The 19,251-nt window shown below is 40.9% G+C and carries 18 protein-coding genes and 1 CRISPR repeat array; of the genes, 6 read left to right on the forward strand and 12 right to left on the reverse strand.

The features are described 5' to 3' along the window. Positions 1–181 precede the first annotated feature (181 nt). Both ACM0OY_RS34500 and ACM0OY_RS34505 read right to left on the reverse strand, forming a co-directional pair. The gene (locus ACM0OY_RS34500; protein WP_414573266.1) at positions 182–3,469 is read right to left on the reverse strand and encodes a cyclic nucleotide-binding domain-containing protein; all 3,288 of its coding nucleotides are present in this window, start codon (positions 3,467–3,469) and stop codon (positions 182–184) included. 77 nt (positions 3,470–3,546) lie between these two features. Next, positions 3,547–3,675, reverse strand: a complete 129-nt coding sequence (locus ACM0OY_RS34505; protein WP_414573267.1) for a hypothetical protein — start codon at positions 3,673–3,675, stop codon at positions 3,547–3,549. Positions 3,676–3,740: 65 nt separating this feature from the next. On the opposite strand from ACM0OY_RS34505, the gene ACM0OY_RS34510 reads away from it, so the two are divergent. From ACM0OY_RS34510 to ACM0OY_RS34525, 4 genes are all read left to right on the forward strand, one after another. After that, the gene (locus ACM0OY_RS34510; protein ID WP_414573268.1) at positions 3,741–3,971 is read left to right on the forward strand and encodes a hypothetical protein; all 231 of its coding nucleotides are present in this window, start codon (positions 3,741–3,743) and stop codon (positions 3,969–3,971) included. A gap of 128 nt (positions 3,972–4,099) precedes the next feature. After that, the gene (locus ACM0OY_RS34515) at positions 4,100–4,375 is read left to right on the forward strand and encodes a right-handed parallel beta-helix repeat-containing protein (protein WP_414573269.1); all 276 of its coding nucleotides are present in this window, start codon (positions 4,100–4,102) and stop codon (positions 4,373–4,375) included. A 299-nt stretch (positions 4,376–4,674) separates the two neighbouring features. Then, positions 4,675–5,790: a CRISPR-associated endoribonuclease Cas6 gene (cas6, locus tag ACM0OY_RS34520; RefSeq protein WP_414573270.1), complete on the forward strand. Its 1,116-nt coding sequence runs from the start codon at positions 4,675–4,677 to the stop codon at positions 5,788–5,790. Between the two features lie 295 nt (positions 5,791–6,085). Next, positions 6,086–6,781: direct repeats of the CRISPR family, unit length 35 nt; unit sequence GTTTTCAAATCATTACCCCTCACGGGGATGGAAAC. Positions 6,782–6,904: 123 nt separating this feature from the next. Beyond that, the gene (locus tag ACM0OY_RS34525) at positions 6,905–7,723 is read left to right on the forward strand and encodes a hypothetical protein (protein WP_414573271.1); all 819 of its coding nucleotides are present in this window, start codon (positions 6,905–6,907) and stop codon (positions 7,721–7,723) included. Positions 7,724–7,746: 23 nt separating this feature from the next. Here ACM0OY_RS34525 and ACM0OY_RS34530 read toward each other — a convergent pair whose 3' ends face one another. From ACM0OY_RS34530 to cas10, 9 genes are read right to left on the reverse strand one after another with little or no spacing between them, the layout of a single operon-like run. Further along, the gene (locus tag ACM0OY_RS34530; protein ID WP_414573272.1) at positions 7,747–8,460 is read right to left on the reverse strand and encodes a hypothetical protein; all 714 of its coding nucleotides are present in this window, start codon (positions 8,458–8,460) and stop codon (positions 7,747–7,749) included. After that, the gene (locus tag ACM0OY_RS34535; protein ID WP_414573273.1) at positions 8,460–9,503 is read right to left on the reverse strand and encodes an RAMP superfamily CRISPR-associated protein; all 1,044 of its coding nucleotides are present in this window, start codon (positions 9,501–9,503) and stop codon (positions 8,460–8,462) included. The genes ACM0OY_RS34530 and ACM0OY_RS34535 overlap by 1 nt, the downstream gene beginning before the upstream one ends. Then, on the reverse strand, positions 9,496–10,020 hold the full coding sequence (locus ACM0OY_RS34540) for a hypothetical protein (protein WP_414573274.1): 525 nt from the start codon (positions 10,018–10,020) through the stop codon (positions 9,496–9,498). Before ACM0OY_RS34540 ends, ACM0OY_RS34535 begins: the two co-directional genes overlap by 8 nt. Further along, complete coding sequence (locus ACM0OY_RS34545; protein WP_414573275.1) at positions 10,002–10,997, reverse strand: RAMP superfamily CRISPR-associated protein; 996 nt, start codon at positions 10,995–10,997, stop codon at positions 10,002–10,004. Before ACM0OY_RS34545 ends, ACM0OY_RS34540 begins: the two co-directional genes overlap by 19 nt. Positions 10,998–11,010: 13 nt before the next feature. Next, positions 11,011–11,922, reverse strand: a complete 912-nt coding sequence (gene csx7 / locus ACM0OY_RS34550; protein WP_414573276.1) for a CRISPR-associated RAMP protein Csx7 — start codon at positions 11,920–11,922, stop codon at positions 11,011–11,013. 5 nt (positions 11,923–11,927) lie between these two features. Next, positions 11,928–12,392 (reverse strand): hypothetical protein, encoded by a 465-nt coding sequence (locus ACM0OY_RS34555; RefSeq protein ID WP_414573277.1) that lies wholly within the window; start codon positions 12,390–12,392, stop codon positions 11,928–11,930. Beyond that, entirely contained in the window at positions 12,389–13,693 is a 1,305-nt protein-coding gene (gene csx10, locus ACM0OY_RS34560) for a CRISPR-associated RAMP protein Csx10 (RefSeq protein ID WP_414573278.1), read from the reverse strand. Before csx10 ends, ACM0OY_RS34555 begins: the two co-directional genes overlap by 4 nt. Then, the gene (locus ACM0OY_RS34565; protein ID WP_414573279.1) at positions 13,690–14,451 is read right to left on the reverse strand and encodes an RAMP superfamily CRISPR-associated protein; all 762 of its coding nucleotides are present in this window, start codon (positions 14,449–14,451) and stop codon (positions 13,690–13,692) included. Before ACM0OY_RS34565 ends, csx10 begins: the two co-directional genes overlap by 4 nt. Then, positions 14,451–16,754, reverse strand: a complete 2,304-nt coding sequence (gene cas10 / locus ACM0OY_RS34570; protein ID WP_414573280.1) for a type III-B CRISPR-associated protein Cas10/Cmr2 — start codon at positions 16,752–16,754, stop codon at positions 14,451–14,453. Before cas10 ends, ACM0OY_RS34565 begins: the two co-directional genes overlap by 1 nt. 245 nt (positions 16,755–16,999) lie before the next feature. Here cas10 and ACM0OY_RS34575 point away from each other — a divergent pair, with 245 nt between their 5' ends. Further along, positions 17,000–17,152 carry a hypothetical protein gene (locus ACM0OY_RS34575; protein ID WP_414573281.1) on the forward strand — a complete coding sequence of 51 codons (153 nt, stop codon included), beginning with the start codon at positions 17,000–17,002 and terminating at the stop codon, positions 17,150–17,152. Between the two features lie 196 nt (positions 17,153–17,348). On the opposite strand, the gene ACM0OY_RS34580 is transcribed toward ACM0OY_RS34575, so the two are convergent. Next, positions 17,349–18,182, reverse strand: coding sequence for a hypothetical protein (locus ACM0OY_RS34580; RefSeq protein ID WP_414573282.1), 834 nt, complete (start codon positions 18,180–18,182; stop codon positions 17,349–17,351). A 532-nt stretch (positions 18,183–18,714) separates the two neighbouring features. Here ACM0OY_RS34580 and ACM0OY_RS34585 point away from each other — a divergent pair. Then, entirely contained in the window at positions 18,715–19,035 is a 321-nt protein-coding gene (locus tag ACM0OY_RS34585) for a hypothetical protein (RefSeq protein WP_414573283.1), read from the forward strand. Positions 19,036–19,251 lie beyond the last annotated feature (216 nt).

Here is a 19,251-nt window from a genome sequence, read left to right on the forward strand (position 1 = left end):
CTCTGAGGTTCATTCACGAAGCTCTGAGGTTCATTTACAAAGCTCTGAGGTTCATCGGCGAAGCTCTGAGGTTCATCAACGAAGCTCTGAGGTTCATCAACGAAGCTCTGAGGTTCATCAACGAAGCTCTGAAGTTCATTTCCAATGCCCCATGCCCCATGCCCCATGCCCAATCCCCTTTTCACTTCTGACTTTCTTTAACTTGTGCAGTTAACCTTTGTAGACGACCAATCATGTTCAGCAACAAACTCCTCGACACTTCCGAATCATTGCGTAACAGTGTCTCAAAATCCTTCGCCTCTATGACCAAAACTCGATTTATTTCAGCCTTGGCAACTACATTTGCCGATCGCGCTTGCCTAGTCAAAACTCCCATTTCACCAATAGTTTCGCCTGACCGAATTGTGTTGACGACAACCTCAATATCTCCTTGCAGAACCGTTACATCAACTTCACCATCGATTAACAACAGCAGTTCATCAGATGGTTCTCCAGCCTTACAGATAATTTCTCTTTGACGGTAAACTCGAATCTCAGCCTTGCGAGCCAGTTCGAGCGTCGCTTCCGGCTTCACCGTTCGCAAAAGACTGGTTTCAAACATCAATAACAGCTTATCCAGGGTGCTGAAAGTTTCTTTTGCTACTGCTGAGTCTACTGGTGATTGCTTTTTCCAACTCACAGTTATGGCTGGTTCCTCTGCTGGGCTAAACCGAATCACATCTCCTGGCTGGAGACTCACTGTATCATTTTGTATGCGTTTATCATTAATACGTAAGCCATAGGCACTTTTGAGCGCCGTTAATCTCACTTCTTGCTCGTCAAGATGAAATATCGCGTGGTACTGAGATACTCTGGCATCGGGCAAGATGAGATCATTTGCTAAACTACGTCCCACTTGCACGGCTGATTGCTGAAAGATAAGCTGTTGTATTTTTCCCTCCACCTTCACTTCAGCTGTGAGAGTTTGCAACAAAGCAGCAGCCTGTCCTTCATCCAGACCCAAAATATTTTCTGCTGTCTCCTGCACTAGCCAATCTCCGGGTTTTGTGGAGTTGAGTAACTGGCGCGCTTGTTCGCGGCCTTGCTGTGGATCGAGTTGCTCTAGGGCGTAAAGTGCAGCTGCTTGGATGAGTGGCTCTAGTTCTTGCAAAAGTTCTTTAAGAACATCAATCACAAAGGGCTGATGATTGGCTGATATCACCTTTGGTATTGGTTGTCCAGCAACAAATATTTGCGTCGGTGCTTCGTCATCAACTATCTGTGCTGGAGTATCAAAGGTTGCTGCTAATTCTAAATCATCGGGTTGCAGAAGTGCGATCGCTTCCTCAGCAATTCTTTCTTGCCACCGCCAAGTATTATTAGCTTCATTCAGAATATTTGGCAATACATTTTCTGCAAGTATGCCAATGGCACTAGCTATTTTCACAGCTTCCGGCGCATCTTGCAAAACTTCGAGAATACTCAATAATTGCTTGGTGATAATTAGTTGTTTATTTTCAATAGCGACTAATCGCAGCAAGACAAACACAGGTGCTTGATGACTTGGAAAATTACTTAAAGCTTTGTAGCGGACAATTAGCTCCTTTAATTGTGTAAGTAGTATCTCTGCTTTGCGGAGAATAGCACTGTTTTCATCAATCATTTGGGATAAAATTTGTGCTTCTTCCTCTGCGGTAATGCCATACTCTTGTTTCAGGGCTTGAATTTGCTTGTCTCGGCGCTGGAGTGCTTGACGCAAGGGAACTCCCATTTCTATCAAATCTAACAATTGTAGTTCTAAAGCTTGCCGATAGCTTTCGATTCTTAACTGATTTTCCCGACTTCTGCGTTTAGTTGGATCTAATAAAGATGGGTTTTCTACTCCCAATTCCGTCAATATATTGAAGTGTTCTTCATCCTTAAGTCCTAATTCCAAACGGATTTGCTTGAGTTCGTCTAAGCTATTTGCCGGCTCTACATTTCCTTGTTCTAATTCTTCGCGCAGCAATCCTTTGTAAACCTGAAAGCTAGATTCTTTACTAAAACTGGGCAGTACTTTAGCAAGAACATACACCTCATCGGGTTTCAGGTCTGCCATTGACCGACCCTCTAAGAATTTAGAGAAATCAACTGTTAATTTAGCCAACTGACGACGCAGACTTTCTGCAAGACTTTCCCGCGAATAAGTTTCCGCACTGCGGCTGAGTGTCCTGTACAGCCACAATGTACTGACGAGAATGACTAAAGCGTTAAATCCTAGCTCTATGAAATTTGGTAGTTGTTTGAGTATGGGACGGCCAGCAAATAAGAAATAACAATTGAAAACTACAAAGGTAGAAATTGCAAAAATATTGTGTTGTACCTGTTGTTTACTGAGAGGTTTATTAATCCGTTGACAATAAGCTTTGTATTCTTTTTCTACCCTCGACAATAAGAAGTAACTGGCTGCAACAAAAGCCCCAATAGTAAGAGGAACTGCAACTAATTTCGGAATCGGAATTTGCTTACCAAAAATATAAATTCCTGGATTTAAAAGAGTTGATAACTGATTTTCTTCATGACTCCAAATTCCAGAATAGTAGTAATCAAGAGTGCCAGAATATAAAAAATAGTAAAGATAAAAACCGATGACTAGTCCCACATAGCCGTATTGAACTAATCTCCGACCTGGCTTGTTAAAAATTTCCCAGTAAGACCGTTCTGCATCAATGTCCATACAAGGAGATTGGCAGCTAACACAGGCGCTTTTTTCGTTACCATCTTTATCTGATGTCCGGCACATAGACTGAGTAACAATCTGTTTTTGACCTTGGTGAGCCTCACTTCCTAACAATCCCCTTGGCCCGTTATAGACCATCTGCACAGGAGCCATAGGACAAAAATATTGACACCAAGTTTTACCAGCAAACAGATAATTTACCAATATTGCTGATAGAATTGTCAGAATAATAAAAGACCCTAAAAACAGGCGATCGGCATTAATAAATAAAATTCTCAAGCAAAGACCAATGCAAAGAAACCCAAATTGGAAGTATAAATGATTGCGACCAAGCCAAGAATCTTTTGCTATTTTAGCTAGTTCATAGCGCACTGCTCCTGTGCGAGGGTTAGTGATTTTGCGTTGACGTTGCTTACCTAATGCTCTCGGAATTTGTGATAGAAAAGATAACGGACAAATCCGCCGCCATGTTTCATGTCCTAAAACAAAGATAATTAATACTCCACAAGGAACTACAATTCCCCAAAAGATTTTGGCTCCTAATGCAAAAGGTTTGACATCAATACACTTTCCTTGGACTGTGACAACCTCTTGGCATTTCATCGGGTCTAAAAGATTCGGATTGAGACGGAAAATACTCCACTCAGTAGTAGGCTGCGTGAGATATGGCGAAATCGGGTCGTAAAATAACGATAAAATGAGTAAAATCCAGCCAATAACGAGCAGCCATCTAACAAAATGCATTTGTTTTTCCGGAACTCGATGAAACATAGTGCCAATCCTGATTATTCTGTATGGTTATGGAAGTTGGCTGAAGTTCTAGAACTCCAATAATTGTGATTTATTGGCTAGATTGTACCAGTAGTAAGACATGGGTTACTAGCCTCGGATGTTTTAGCGATCGCCTGGATCATCAGCAAGACGCGCAACTGACACCTCGAAGTCGCTCCGCTCAATAAAACCGTTGCGATTATCATCGAAGGTGCGAAAACGTTGGAACCTATCCTACTGTTCTAAAAATCCTTACTTATTTCTCTAAAATGTGCTTGAAAAGCTTAATTTTCCGTTTTCAGTTCTCAAGAAGCTTAAGCTTTGTAGCAAAAATATTATTAGTGGGATAGGTTCAGCAACATTAGGACTAGCAAGTAAGGTAGTTGCTAAAACTGAACTAAACAATAAAGTATTGCCAAACCAGATTTTATTCATTGACAGGTTAGGTAATTACCTAGATTTTGCTGTAGCGAAATGGATTATACAGCGATCGCCTTTGTGAGCGCATCGGACAAAGATCCTAGTTTTGACTAGGATCTTTGTCCTATATAATTGATACTTATGTTAAGGCGATCGCTACCTTTTTTCTGAATTTAGTATTTATGTACTATATTTAGATGCGTTCGCCCTGTGAATGGTACTGATAACACACTGAACATTTTTGGCTCAAGCATCTTTAACAATGGCAATAATGGCCTTGAAATTGATGCTAGTGACAGTACCGTCACAGTCAGTGCTAGCAACTTTACTGGCAACACTGGCGATGGAATCAGCTTCGACGATGGTGGCAACAACCTACTGACCATTGGCAATGCCGATATCAGTGGCAACACAGGCGATGGCTTGGATATTAATAGCGATGTACAAGGAGTGCGAAAGTTACCCGATAATGAAGCTTTTAGTTGATTTACTTTATCTAAATACCTGCGTCTTTGTTAATATCAGTTATCCTGATTCTTGCCAAAGATTATATTCTCTAAAGTGCTTTTATTATGGCAGTAGAGGGGAATTGTGAATCAAGCAAGACTTGGTTAAGTGGTATTACAATAACATTAATCATCCCTGGCGATCGCTCAAACAGTTTGCTAGGGATTTTTATTTTGTCTCTGATTTAACCTCATCTTGCAGCAGCACGACTCACAACTTTATCCCCTCCTGGGGATGAAAACAAGATAAAATCTAGGAACTGTGGCTCAAATGATGCTATGCCTCGACGCTCTCAAAAAAAGCCAAATATCCCTCCATCTCCGCTTACATGGCCGCCGGACACAGAGTTAATCGGCTTAGAATTTGAGTTAGTCCCCGCAAAAGATTGTTACCTCTTCCCTCAGTACACTATTGGACTACACGCCTGGTTTCTCCAGCAAGTGGGTTCTACAGACTCTGAACTTTCTGCTTACCTCCATGATGGAGAGTCAGAGAAACCGTTTACTATCTCAGCTTTAAATGGAGAGATTATCAGTAGCGGTAGACAAATACAACTATCTGCAAACACCTCTTATCGTTGGTATGTCACAGCTTTATCTAATCGAGTGCAACAGTGGATGGCGCAATGGGTTGAAAATTTGCCAGAGGTGCTGGAATTAAAAAATGCCCCTTTGCAGATTCGTTCTGTCAAAATTGCCCATCCTCCCACAACTTATAAGCAACTGCTAGAATCTGAGCTTAATGAGACTTTCGCTCTGAAATTTCTCAGTCCTACAAGTTTTCGCCGCAAAGGTCATCACTTCCCCCTACCAGTACCAGCGAATGTATTTCATAGCTACCTGCGGCGCTGGAATGACTTTTCGGGGATGTCTGTTGACCAGGATGCTTTTTTGGCTTGGGTAGATGATTATATATTGATTACTCGTTGCCAACTAACAACCGCGAAGGTATTGGCGGGGAAGAAAGGCGCAGTCACAGGATTTACTGGGGCAATTGAGTTTAGTTTAGCTAAAGATGCAGCCAAACAGCCAGAATTTGGGCAGTTATTTTCTGCTTTAGTCAAACTTGCACCTTACTGTGGTACTGGTCACAAAACTACCTTTGGCTTGGGACAAACACGTTTGGGTTGGTCATCTCAAGTTATCCAAGATATACCTGATGTGCAAACTGTCTTGGCGAAACGCATTGAAGATTTAACACAGATTTTTAAGGCACGACGCAAGCGGACGGGTGGCGATCGCGCAGATGAAATAGCCTCAAAATGGGCGACAATTTTAGCACGGCGGGAAATGGGCGAGTCATTGCAGGTGGTGGCAGAAGATTTAGAGATGCCTTATGAAACGGTGAAGACTTATGTCAAGTTGGCACGACGCGCTTTGAAGAGTGAGGAGTAGTTTGGTATACTCTTCTTTAATCAAGCGGAACCTTGAAAATTTAATATTGCGTTTCCTAGTGAAAGTTAAAGTGTTGGTTTTTACTCTACACACGCAAATTTTTAGCGGGGGTATGCCAATGCTTGAAACCCTTATTCTTTCGTTGACCCCCGCTAATCGCTTACTGCGTAAGGCGTTGAGATGTCTGTATTAGTGGTTAATTGTCATTAAAATATGCTTATTGACAGCAAAATTAGACCCCCCGCTAAAATGGCACTTTCAAACCCAGTCTTAGCAAGTGTTCTAGAAGGGTAGGGTTTTCAAATCATTACCCCTCACGGGGATGGAAACGAGCCGCTTTTTCAGCAGCATTGTAATTTACATAATGGTTTTCAAATCATTACCCCTCACGGGGATGGAAACAAATTATTTTGTTAAGTCTTTAAGAAGACTGTCTGAGAAAGTTTTCAAATCATTACCCCTCACGGGGATGGAAACACTCCCGTAGTTGTCCCTGCGTATAAAAGCAGAAAATTGGTTTTCAAATCATTACCCCTCACGGGGATGGAAACGCTATGCTTACCGAAGAATAAAAACCTAGCAACAACAGCAGTTTTCAAATCATTACCCCTCACGGGGATGGAAACTCTTGCTCTGTGAGCAAGTTGTGGGCATATCTAAGCGAAAGTTTTCAAATCATTACCCCTCACGGGGATGGAAACTGCTTTTGAGCTTACTGTGATCAAATAGATCACATTCGGTTTTCAAATCATTACCCCTCACGGGGATGGAAACACGATGCCGTCATCTCCTACTAAAACTTCAGCAAATTGTTTTCAAATCATTACCCCTCACGGGGATGGAAACTGCATAAGAGCATCTTCAAATTCCTGTCGGGTGACTTGGGTTTTCAAATCATTACCCCTCACGGGGATGGAAACGTTTTAATTCCTCTAATCTTCCTTGAGAGCTAGCCCGTTTTCAAATCATTACCCCTCACGGGGATGGAAATACATTCGGGATTTAGTTAAAGTTGGAGTGGATTGTGCGATCGCTTTTAGTTAGAGTTGGATTTGTAGAGTGATGCGATAGTGCATGATTAAATGAATAAATAATCGCTATAAACAAAATATCTATGGATTGGCTACCCTCAATTGATTTATCTCACCTGTGGGATTTTGTTATTGCCCAAACTCCTACCCCTACATCTTCACCGCTATCAGCCCCGACGAAAAACTTCAATGACCTTGAATTACTAAAAAGCCAGTTAGAATTTCTCAAAGCTACAAATGGTCAACTAGGTGAAAGCTTTAACAGATTTGTTGCAGCAATGCAATTTACTTTAGTGGTATTTGCTTTTTTGGGTGGTGTTTTAGCTTTTGCTATAGGTAAAAATTTAGATGATGCGAAGAAAGTAGCCAGTCAATTAATTAACCGAGAAATAGAAAATAAAATTACCGATTTAGTTCAGTCTGAAGTTGAGAGTGTCAAGCGTTCTTTGCAGCGCGAAAGGGTAATTGGTTCAACAGTTGTCGATTATTACTTACCTAGTAACGACACAACAGAACCCAATGATTGTAAGCTGCTGCGTACAAGAGGTTTTGATAAAGTTAGATATTGGAATCAAAAGAAGAAACCGAAAAAGCCAGTCGGAGATATTTTTGTTTTAGATTTAATAAATTCTAAGCTGTTGGAAGGACAAGATTTTGCTGGATTATCAGACAAAGATGCCGAAAATAAGCGGGAAGACAAAGTAAAAGAGCAGATTAATTTAGCATTAGATTGGTTGGATAAAAATACTGTTTTGGTGATTTATGTTAAGGGAAGGTATAGAGAAATAGATAATTTGGCAGCGCGAGTTGATTACTATTATATTCCTGTAAATGCACCGATAAGTTTGCTGGGAATTGTTGCGGACTCAGCCTATGTTGCTTATGGGCAGAGTAATTTTTAGGTATTGATAATGAATTATAAAGGTTAAATACTATGGTATTTAACGTGTTTGATACTGCCATCTTCTTTAATTGCCGTTACCTTGACTTTGACTTTGACGATTTGTTTTTCTTGTAAATTTTTGGCTTGTTTAGGTTCTTTCTCATTGGGAATGAAAACATCTCCTACTTGATAAGAAACCTTACTGCCAGTAATTTTAACTACTGTAGCATCGAGTATCTGGTCAATTTCAAATTTCTGGGATTGATTTGTAATAGTCTGGTTTTTGGTTTCTGGAGGTGATTTCACTACAGGTGCGATTGCAGGTAAGACTTCACCACTTTCAATTTTCTGCTTATAAAAACGAATTAAGCGTGCCGACCAGCCGAGTATTGTTAATACTCTAGTAGCATTATCCTGTTTCATGTCAAAGTATTGTTCACAGGCATAGAGAATACTGTCATAGTATTTAGGAACATTACCTGTATGCCCAATTTGTTTGCCGTATTTGACTAAATGCTCTAGATATTTAAATAAAGTAGATAATACATTGTTTTTACTCTTACCCTCAGCTTGACGAATTTTTGCATAAAGATAAGCAATGGCTTTTTCTAGCTCAGTCTTAATTCCATCGGAATTAGAGCGAGATTCCCGATTGAGCTTTATTTGTTCTTCAGCCAAAATACGCGCAATATTGTGCGCGATTTGTGACTCATATTCTGTCAGGGAATAAGTGCTTTCGTCGAGATAAACAGCCATTAGTAGTTTTCGTAAGGTTGACGAGTAGTGGGATAACTTAAAATTTGACTTAATTGTTCTAACTGCGGTTTTTCAATTAAATTTTGATTATGGGCTGCTTGTATGTGTGTAAGAAGAAATTGCTGCAACAATTCACCTTTTAACTTTTTATCATCTGGATTAGAGAAAGACTTATAGTGCTTACATAAATCATCTTGATTTTGCATCACCTGAACTTCCGTGATTTTCACGATCATTGTTCCCATCCCAATGGGTTTTCCCGCACCAAGCTTTAGTGCAAAGGGATAATTTGAGTCTTGTCCCAAAGCAATTAATAGCGCTCCTAGTTCTTTAGATTGAAGATTTCTAAAGTGTAACTGTGTTGAAAAAGTATAGTTTCTACTTGCTTGTTGGACGCGAATTCCATCTTTTTCACCCTTATCTAAAGCACGAACCATGTGATAATAAAACTTCCGTCCAGCAACCTTACCTTCATGATAATAATTGCTTCCTTGAGGTCTTGGCGACCATAAAGCAGGCATATAACCAACGCCAAAACCATTTGTGTTACAGTGTGCATCTCGGATGTTAATTAATCCTTGCCAACCCCAATTATCTCCCGATGCACCAAAGACAACTCCCGCCGGACAAATTTCATTTTGTCTGCGAGCAGGTAAGCGGTCAGGTGGGTTATTGTTTTTTGGCTTTACGCCTAAGCGACTATTAGTAATTGCTTCATAGATAGCGCGGAGACAACCTTTTAAAGAACTGCCTGGAATCAACAGTGTTTTATCTACCCCCTGCTCCATCGTCTTGATGAGGGGTATACCATTTTTATCAACATCGCTACCCATCAGCGCTACCCCAGTGGCAACGTGCAGCGCTGTCTGTACTTGGAGTGTGAAAAATAAAGTACCGTGCAAGCAATTGCTTTGATATTTCTCATGTCCAGGAGGAGTGCAAGCGCTGGGTGGTTTATCAGGAAACCGAACGAGTTCGTATGGTGTGGGTGCGCGTTCATCTGAACCGCCATTGGTATTAGAGCGATAAGAACTGTTAGTCATGGGAATTTTTCAGCGTTAAAGCGACAAAGTGAACCGTAGCTGTGTTCTTGTCTCGAAAATAGCGTTGGGCAATATTATTAACTACATCTGACTCTAGTCCTTTGGGAAAGCGAGTTTCATCTTGGGGATGTATGAGTACATTTTGCTCAATTATTTCCCAATCGCGTTTGATCGCCCTAAAACCTGGTATTATCTCCTGTGAACCGAGTAGCAATACCTGATACTTACCTTGCCGAATCTGCCAACGCACCTCTAGGACTGAATTAAACAGTTGCCCTTGTGGACTAGGAAAGGGTTCGGGGTGTTTTGGAATCACACCATTGATGGGATAATTTTTTAAGCGATCGCGGATATCATCTTCTAATTTGTCAAATTGGCCTTTTCTGCGCTGCCAAAACCCCCCTACCCGATGCGCCCAACGTAAAAAATAGTAACTAGGTGTAGTTGTCAGTTCTTCCAACCGCTTGATTAATTCATCTGTTGAAAGAGGTTTTTCGCTTACCCAAACGTTGCACATAAAGCCCCTCTTTCTTCCAACAACTTGCTCCAAGCGGCAACGCTTTGCATAAATAATTCGGTAATATAAGTTTTGTCTTCCCAGCGCAGTTCTACACCAAAGCCGTATTCCATTGATGTTGGTGAGACTGTACTAACTTCATATTTGTCATTTGAGGGAAACCCGTAAGGATTGGCACGATCTTCTTGTAAAAATTCCCCAGCACCTGCAAGATAAACTTTATCCCAAGGCGTGGAACTGCCAAACGGATGAATTTGCCCTTTGTCGTCCAATATGCAACCAGGGTACTGCACAACAGCGCTGTTGTACTCTAAGCGAACTATACCTAAGCCCCGTGATTTGGCAAAACCAATACCAAACCAGCCTGCGTTTAAATCACGCAACACCAATGCAATTAATCCCAATTGTGCTAGAGAAAAGTTTTTCAGGTGAATTTTGGTCTGAAACGCGCCACCTGTACAAACTTGATAGTCAAAAGGCCCGTGTGCTACTGAACCAAATACCCTATCAATGGCGACACCATTACGTTCTTCGATTTTAACTGGTACTGAAGTATCAGGATACGCATCTTGAATACGGAGACGGCTGGCGATCGCAATATTGCCAAATATCTGGTCAGTAAATGATGATTCTTTATATATGGCTGGTGCTGGTAGTTTCTTTTTAGAGTCCTCTGGGTCGTTTAAATAGTCATAGTCATTGGTTAACAACGGATTACTGGCCCAGATGCGGTTTGGATCTTCTGGCTTGCGATCGTCGCCAACAGTACGCACAATGCGTTCGGCGTGGGCGCGAATTGCACCTTTAAGCGAACTCCCAGGAAGATAAATTGTGCGTCCGCCAGCATGGTAAGTTTCGACAAATTCCATCTGGGGTTTGGTGGGGTCTGCACCTTCTCGACCAGATTTAATCAAAATAGGGCCATCTGGAATAATTGTCAGGTCAAGTGTGCAGTGGTTAACAAATCGCTTGTGCATGATTTATTGATATTTAATTAGGACTATTGGCTGTATTATTTAATTTCTCTGTTAATTCTTTAAGCTTTTTATTTAAATGTTTAATAAAAGCATCAGTCCATGTATACGGTAGAGGTATCACATCATCACACGGCGAATTTCCATTAGAGCTAACTAATTTTTTGAGATATGCGATCGCCTTATTTGAATTAACTTTTTCTTTCTTATTTTCATCTCGGACATCAACCCACTTCATCTCATTAATTATGAGCTTAACAACTCCCAATCCACGAGAACGTCCGCCACCAAGGGGAATTTGTTCGGTTTGAAACTGGTGCAAGCCAATCATCAACATCCCTAATTCCCATTCTTCAGCATTTTCAATCACTGCATGAAATATAAATGGAGTCCCGGCTGGCACAACTTGAAAGTCATAAAGTTTGCCATCACCAGCAGTTTCAGTATCTCTATCAATGGCAACACCATCGCGTTCTTGATACTGCCCAAACCAATTTTCTTCAGGTTCACTTACTGTTAGATCGCGAATTTGGAATTTGCTTGCTAGCCAAGGTGAACCAAATAGCGAAGAGACTAAATCAGTGTTGTTGATAATAAATTCGTGTAGTTTCTCTTCTCTTAATTGTGGTTTTAAATCTTTATTTTGCTCTTTAAACTCAGACATTCTATCTGGAGGAATTGACCACTCTGTTTCTTGGGCTGGATTAGCAGCAAAATCTTGATGAATTCCGCGCAAAAAACTTTCAAGACGCGAACGTAACGCACCTTTGAAACTCGAACCAGGGATTAATGGTCTACCTAAAGCATCTTTGATAACTGGCAAATCCGAGCCAATTGGTTCAGATGAACGTCCGGCACTAATTCTTAAGGCTGTAACAGTTTCGAGAATACCGATAATTTCTAGACGATTCTTAAAGATTTCAAACATAGTTTTTATTTAGTACGAGGTGTAACTATTGGTTCGGATTTTTGTTTACGGATTTCATTTAAATATTTCAGATAACGGGAACCATAGCCAAGGTAGCGGCGAATTATATCCAGCCAGATAGGTTTAAAATTAACCCCAGAATAATTATTAGCAATTTTGTTGGCTTGAGTTTTTAAATCATGATCGATATCGTGGATAATTTTCGCCGCCAAGGAATTTTTACCCGTACCCCACTTATTATCTCGACCAACCTGATAGCAAAGGAAATTTTTGATGACTTCTGCACTATCAGTCGTATCAGCAACCCTAACTAAGTTACGAAACTGTGCTTCTTCAAGCTTATCTTTCCCTTCTTTGGGATAATCGCAAGTATCTAATGCTGTTTCAATCGCAGTTACTAAGTCATCTTCTGCTTGGCGAATATCTTTTTGAATTTTGAGTTCGATTTTTGGTGTTAATGATTGACTCATACTGCACATTCCCGAAATATTTGATGAAACTCGTTGCAAATTTCCACTTGTCCAAACCCCTCACTGGTGCGATCGCCCACACCCCTCAACTCTAATTTAGAGAGTGCATTCTTCCACAGTTGCGGGTTTTTAGTGCTAAATAAATAAACCGACCCTTTATTAGTTACAAGTTCAACATCTTTCATCAAACCCCAAGCACTATTCCAACCAGAACTGTAACTGTAGCTACTGTAAGCAGTATGGAGTTGTAAGCTAGGGTCTTCCACAACCGCAAACTCCTTGAGCATTTCTAGTGAAATTACTGTAGTACGTTGCCAATTATCAGTCAAAATTGCATCAGAGTGCAAGTTGAGTGTAAAGAAAGTGCGATCGCGGAGTGACTCTATAAGAGTATCGCTCATTGAGTTGGGTGTGCGATTACCAAATGCATCAGACCAGTCTTGCCAGCGTTTGTGCAATGCTTGATTAAATGCATCAATGCGACTAGAAATATTATCAGGAAGTGGAATTTCTTCGGCAGTAATTTTGACTTTCCCTAACCCCCGCGATACTGAACCACCAAGCCGAAAAACTTCAGAATTAGCTTTGATAAAACCAGTGAGTTTTTTAGCTAACGAGTTATTAGGAACGTTAATATAGCCGCGATAGACGTAGTTCTTCCATGTGATATTTCTGCTCTCATTTGCAGCTATAAATGCTTCGTTGAGAACTTCGATACTGTATAAAATATCATCACTAGATGTAGCACGATAACGGTTAATGCCAACCCGCGTCAACAAACGACTTGTAGTAGTATGGGTGCAGTGTTGCCCGTTATTTTTGCTATACAAAGAATTGTAGGTTTCAACTCGCGGGTCTACCCCTTGTTCTAATGCTTTCAAACTACTGGGGTCATAAGGATGGTTGAATTGTTCGGCGCAAAACCAGTCAATTAATGTATCAAATACACCATGTCCTTTGGGAAAAAAGCCGGGATTGGCTTTGGAACTAACAGCAGTTGTAGGTAAAACTTTGATAGTGTTATTCACTATCTGATGCTTACTGCCAACTTTAGCAACTGCGGGGTAGGCATTTTGAAAGATGGCTGGATTTTCTGCTAAAAATAAGTCTGCAAAGTCACCACCGTTAGCTGCCAGATTTTCCAGTTCCATTCCAGTACGTTGTAGGATATGTTTAGCGATCGCACCACGCAACACCGAACCTGGAATGTATTGTTCAACCTCGTTGATAGAACCGCCCGGTTTTTGTTTACCAATTGCCAAGGGTGATAATGCTGTGATGGTCAGTTCAATTCGCTTCATGCAGCACCACCAACTGAAACTTGATGATTTGCTAGATACTCCTTAGCATTCAAATTTGACCATATTGGCTCATCAGAAGATAGCGTCGGTAAATTCTCCCAATGCAACCATCCCAAGCCTGTTGATTTACTCCCTCCTAAAGCATAGATGCGGCGTAAAGCAGCAAAAATTAAGGGTTTTGCTAAGTCAGGACTGCCAGACTCAAAGGGTGGCTGTAGGTAAATATCACCTTTAAACTCTAACTGGGCATTCCCAGGAGATGTTTCTAGCAGATAGAGTTTGTTTTCTTCAGCAGTGCGGCGACGACGGTTGATAGTGACACCAGGGCGAAAAACTTCTGGTAGTTCATCTTTTGGTGTTGCACAGATAAAATCATCCACAATGATGCGGGATGGTAAAATTGGGTCGCCAAAGATTTGCGATACAACGCAGTGGTAGCCCTTGTAGCCACTAACTTGATATATTTCTCTAAATTCGCTCAAAACTTGACCTTCATTTGGACAAAGTTCTGTTGCTACTGGTGCATAAAAAATTTGCCAGCCTAACGCCCGTGCGAGTTTTTCACATTCGTGGCGTAGCCTACCTTTAATTTGAGAACCAGGAATCAGCAGTTGTCCTTGGACATTGCGGACAATGGGTTTATCTGCAAGCGACCCCGATGAGCCACCCGCACCAACGCACAAGGCAGTATCAATAATTGCCGTCACTTTTTCCCAGCCTTCAGATACTCTTTGGGGAGGTGCATTCAGGTCAATCATTACTTTACTCCTTGTTCTTGCTGTTCTCCTTGGTTAGCTGGCGTTTGGTCATCTTCGACTATAAACGGGTATAAATCTACTAAGTCGCGCCAAATAGTTTCATAGATGGTTTTTTCTACTTCTGCATCAGATTCTTTTGGTTTTATGGACATCCACGGGGCAAGATTACCGTGATTATTTTCATCTTTTGGTTGACACCATGCCTTCTCAAAGTCGGTTTCTAGTTGGTTTTGACCTTGTTGCAGTCGTACTCGGAAATAGCGATAATTTAGAATAGCTGTATGTTTACCTCTCTCTAACAAACTGCGAATTTGATATAGTTGCGATTTCGGAAATTTAGCTTTTTTCAATACTTCCACAGTCTGCAATAACCCTCCTAGTTCATGAAGGGTATAAGGTGAAGCGTAGAATTTGAGATTATCTTTTGTTAATCCTTGTTCGCGGAAATCTTTAATATTTGACGCAATTATTGTTACGGCTTTTAATGCTAAAAAGTCAACCGTTCCACCGTAATAGTTATAGTAGCGTTTGAGTTCTTTAGCGAGTTTCTTCGATGATTTCAATAATTGATTTGTGAGTTCTTGTGCGTAGTAAATTGGGGTATTTTCCGCAGTTATCAAAACACCTGCGGACATACTTAATTCACACTGGGATGTATACTCAGATGGATTTTCGCCTTGATAACGGTGGACTTTTTCGGGGTCGTATGGTTTGTTAAGTCTAAATCCTGATGATTTTAATATTTCTCGTTCAAATTCTTCACCAATAGTTTTGGCAACATCTAAAGCTTTATCCGCAGGTACAATTAATAACACATCATCGCCACCAATCGTAATAATTTCAAATGGATAAATCCAATCATCATTACGGTGGAAGTTATCTGGATCGATAAGATTATTGAGCCTGCGAGGTTGAAGGTGTTTTTTCAGCGCAATGTAAACAGAATTCTGGGTTGCATTTAAGACTTGTTCGCTAAACTCGCGGTATTTATCTGGTGTGCGGATGTGCTGGCGGAGGTAGCCACCCATATTATTACCATCTGCATAGATATAGCCAACAAAACCGCGAGGCGTGCTAACGTTACCTATTTCACGCAAAGAAAAAGCTTCTGTTACTGGGTCACCTTGTGTTATTTGATAATATTGGCGATCGCTTCCCGATTGTTCTAAAAATTTGTGAAATCTTGTCACCCAACTAGGAAAATAACCAGGACTCCATAGTTCTTCTTTCCCTGATTGTCGGCGAAATCGAAAATTTCTGTACCAGCGTCGTCGTTGCTGGCGATCGCGTTTGCTGCGCTGCCCGACGATGACTTTTGGTGCTAGGGCATCGGAAAAACTAGGTGTTCCCGGTAAATTCGTTGCTGCCACAGCTGCTCGATTGTCTGTTTCATCCCGTTGCAAGTAGGGATGAGTTTCAAACATCGGCGGGTAGGAACGACTCTGACGTTCTGCCTTGAGTGACACATTTCCGTTACGGCGGTGGGTAAATTGGTTCGCAAGTTTTCCCACAAGTTCGTTAAAATTCTTGCGTTGCCAAAATTTCGCTTCTAGGTCAGCTTCACTTGATTGATCAAAATAAGCTTTAATGATGGGATTATTTTGTTTTTTCTTGTATTCTTCAAGCCATAGCGTATTCTCAATTGGGTTTTGCAGCAACCCAAAGCGGAATTCTAAAAGTCTGAAAGTGTCACCAACAGCGCAGGAGTTGGCAGTCAGAGTTTCGTGAGTGTAGCGTTTTTCAATTGCATTGGCGAGTTGATGAACAAATGCCGCAGGGCAGAAAGTAAGAATGCTGCCGCCTGTGGAGTAGATAATCAGTTCGGGAATTAGAGCTTGTCTTAATTCGACGAATTGGTTATTATTCAGCCACTTTCTCATTTTTGGCGATCGCTTGCCTTCCCCAAAAAAACCGGGAATATCATCAAGGTTAATACGGTCAAGTAAAGCCGAAGCACCACGAATATCGTTCAGTTTCGCCGCTTCAAAAACATATTGTTTAATCTTTGTCGCACCACCATAAACCAAGCCAATAGGCGTTTTATCTTCCCAAAGTTTTAAGTAATCCTCTTTTTCTTTTAACTCATTGAGTGTTTTAGGGGTAGGGTCTTTAAAGGTATCGACAAGTCGCTGTGCTTGTTGAACAACAGATTCCGTACTTTTTGGTACAACCTGCTCTTTTTGCAATGCTTGTCCCATTTGATGCAACGTACTGAGTTCATCTTGACTCATAGTGTGCTTTTCGCTCCAAGCAAGACACCAGGCTAGTGCAGTAATTGTACGCGTGCGAGAATCCTTTGTCATAGGCTTAAATCAAAGCAATGAGTGATAAGCATCAACTTGTCAGTAGTCTGATTTTCTGCGGTGAGGGTCTGATAAACAGTAACTTTTTTATCTTTTAAAGATCTACACTATTTCATACTCAGTTTCTAGCCACAATGAAAAAATACAAAAATTTTTCCCTGAGGGCAAATTTAAGAGTGGTTAAAGCGCTGTGAAAACCAGTCTCAAAACTGGATTTGTCTCCTTTTCCTGCACTCTCTTGACAAATGTGCCATTACCTTAACTTCTCACCGACGATCGCAGAATACAATGCTGACTCACGCAACGTGCAGATGTTCTTCAATGATTTGATTAACTTTGCTCAGAAATTGGGTACTGAAGATAAAAGAGCGATCGCCAAAAATCTCATTCAGTATTAAGCACGTAATCTTACACTGATTTGGAAGAAAGAACATTGGCAAGATGGTTCTAGTTGCTGGGTGAGTATTGCTGCTTGCGAACAGTTAGAAAAAATTGTTCTTAGCAATTAATTGGGCATGAGGTATGGCGCATTGGCAGTCTCTGAGGGGTGGGAAGCTTCTTTATAATCTCCCCACTCCCTACTTTTGAAGGTTGTCATTTACAGTAGTCTTTAGCATTTTGAGTGGAATGGACAGTCACTTGTGACCATTCTCTAATGACGAATTCGCTTAAACCGACGTGGGGCGATCGCTTGGGGTCGAGTTTTTGCCAATCACTTTGATTTCCCCAATCGTAAGTATATCCTAGTTGTGTCCACGGGTAATTAATAACGCCGACTGATGCATTACTTGATGAACCGTAGCGGCTTTTAAATTGCTGGGTAAACCAATCTTGATAGCTGTTTGAGATAGACTCAAAGGCATTAGGTAAAGGAAATTCCAGTTCTGCCTCGTGGTCAGTAATGTTAGGATCTTTACTGGGACGAAATAGCGATCGCGGTTCTACCCAAAGTTCAACAATATACCTGTTTGTAGTTCCAGAGTCTGGGGGTAAACCCAAAACTTGGTTGAGTCGATACTCTAGAGATGTTTGACTACTAGGACGATAGGCTTTGCAGAATTTTTGTAAGTCTGGGGTAGCAGTAACCCACAAATCGCGGGGTAAAAGCATCAAGTTACCCACATTCTCTGCATATCCACGAAAGCTTGTCCACGCTACTACTAAAACACGACTCTTGTCCCATTTGAGATCGGTGTTATGCCAAACAATGGGAGTTAGGTTTCGATAGATTTCACCAGGTTCTGCGATTTTTGCATCCTCCACCGCATCCACATAGGCTTGTGGTAAGGGTGGTTGATCTGAAGCATTTGCTGTTGTTGTTTGCGCCACAGATGCACAATCAACAAATGCTGCGGTAATGCTAGCAATAATAGCAGCATAAGGGAAAATTCGTTTTTTGGGGCGATCGCCAGCCTGAACAAAATTCATTAGTAGCATTATCCTATTCAGTTTTTTCATTTAGCAGATATTAATTCGATCGCAGACAACCCTCCTCTTTTGTCTAATAACAACATTGGGAAGATAGTTCTAGCAACTGGCTCAGTATTATTACTTGTGAAAATCAATATCGTCAATAGTCATTTATCACTTGTAATCACTAAAGACAAACGATAAATGATTAAGCTATTGCGCTTTTAAATTGCACAGTTATTTATATAGCAGGCAACAGGCAAAAGGCAACTGGTTTGAAAGTCTCTTGGTGTCGGGGTTTTACCATCAGTTTATGTCCTAACTTAGCTGGCAACTGCTATAACTGTTGGTTGTTGACCGTTAACTGTCAACGTCAACAACCAACACAAAAAGATGTCCTGCATTATCAGCGCAACAGGTTATTTATATTTTGTTGCATTTGTTTACAACAACTGCATGATTTTATTGAGGTTTGTGAATATTTTGTATTTCTGCAAGGAATATTCCTTTAGACTGAATTTCAATATAAAAAAGCTGGGGAGAAATACAAATGCATTCGTTAAATATATTCTGTCACGAATTTGTAGTTGCTGTTTCCTTTGTGGCTTGCATCCTTGGACTGGCGTTACTGTGGGACAGTAAGCAGCACAAAAGTGATGTACAACAAACAGAGCAGATTCTGTTTAGAATGAGCTTTTCTTATTGGTTAGTTTATTGTATAGCTTTTGGCATAGAAAAAATAGTTTTACCCGAATGGGAATCTGTCTTGATGACTTTAAGAATAACTACCGCTCTGTCATATTTCTTAACTTTTTCTTGCATCGTGAGTCTGCCGCTACACAAATTTGCAGTACACCGTGTTGAGGAATAAGTATTAGGATATCGGGCATTGGGCACTTCTGCTGAGGGTAGCCGAAGTAGCGCAGTCGAAGTAGCGAACGTGAGTGCGTCTCGTAGAGAAGTCGAGATCAGCCGTTGGCGCAGCCTCTCGTAGAGAAGTATTGGGCATGAAAGATGAGGAAGAAATGACCCATGACTAATGACTAATGACTAATGACTAATGACTAATGACTAATGACTAATGACT

This window comes from Nostoc sp. CCY 9925 (genome assembly GCF_963920935.1).
Classification (GTDB): Bacteria; Cyanobacteriota; Cyanobacteriia; order Cyanobacteriales; family Nostocaceae; genus Nostoc.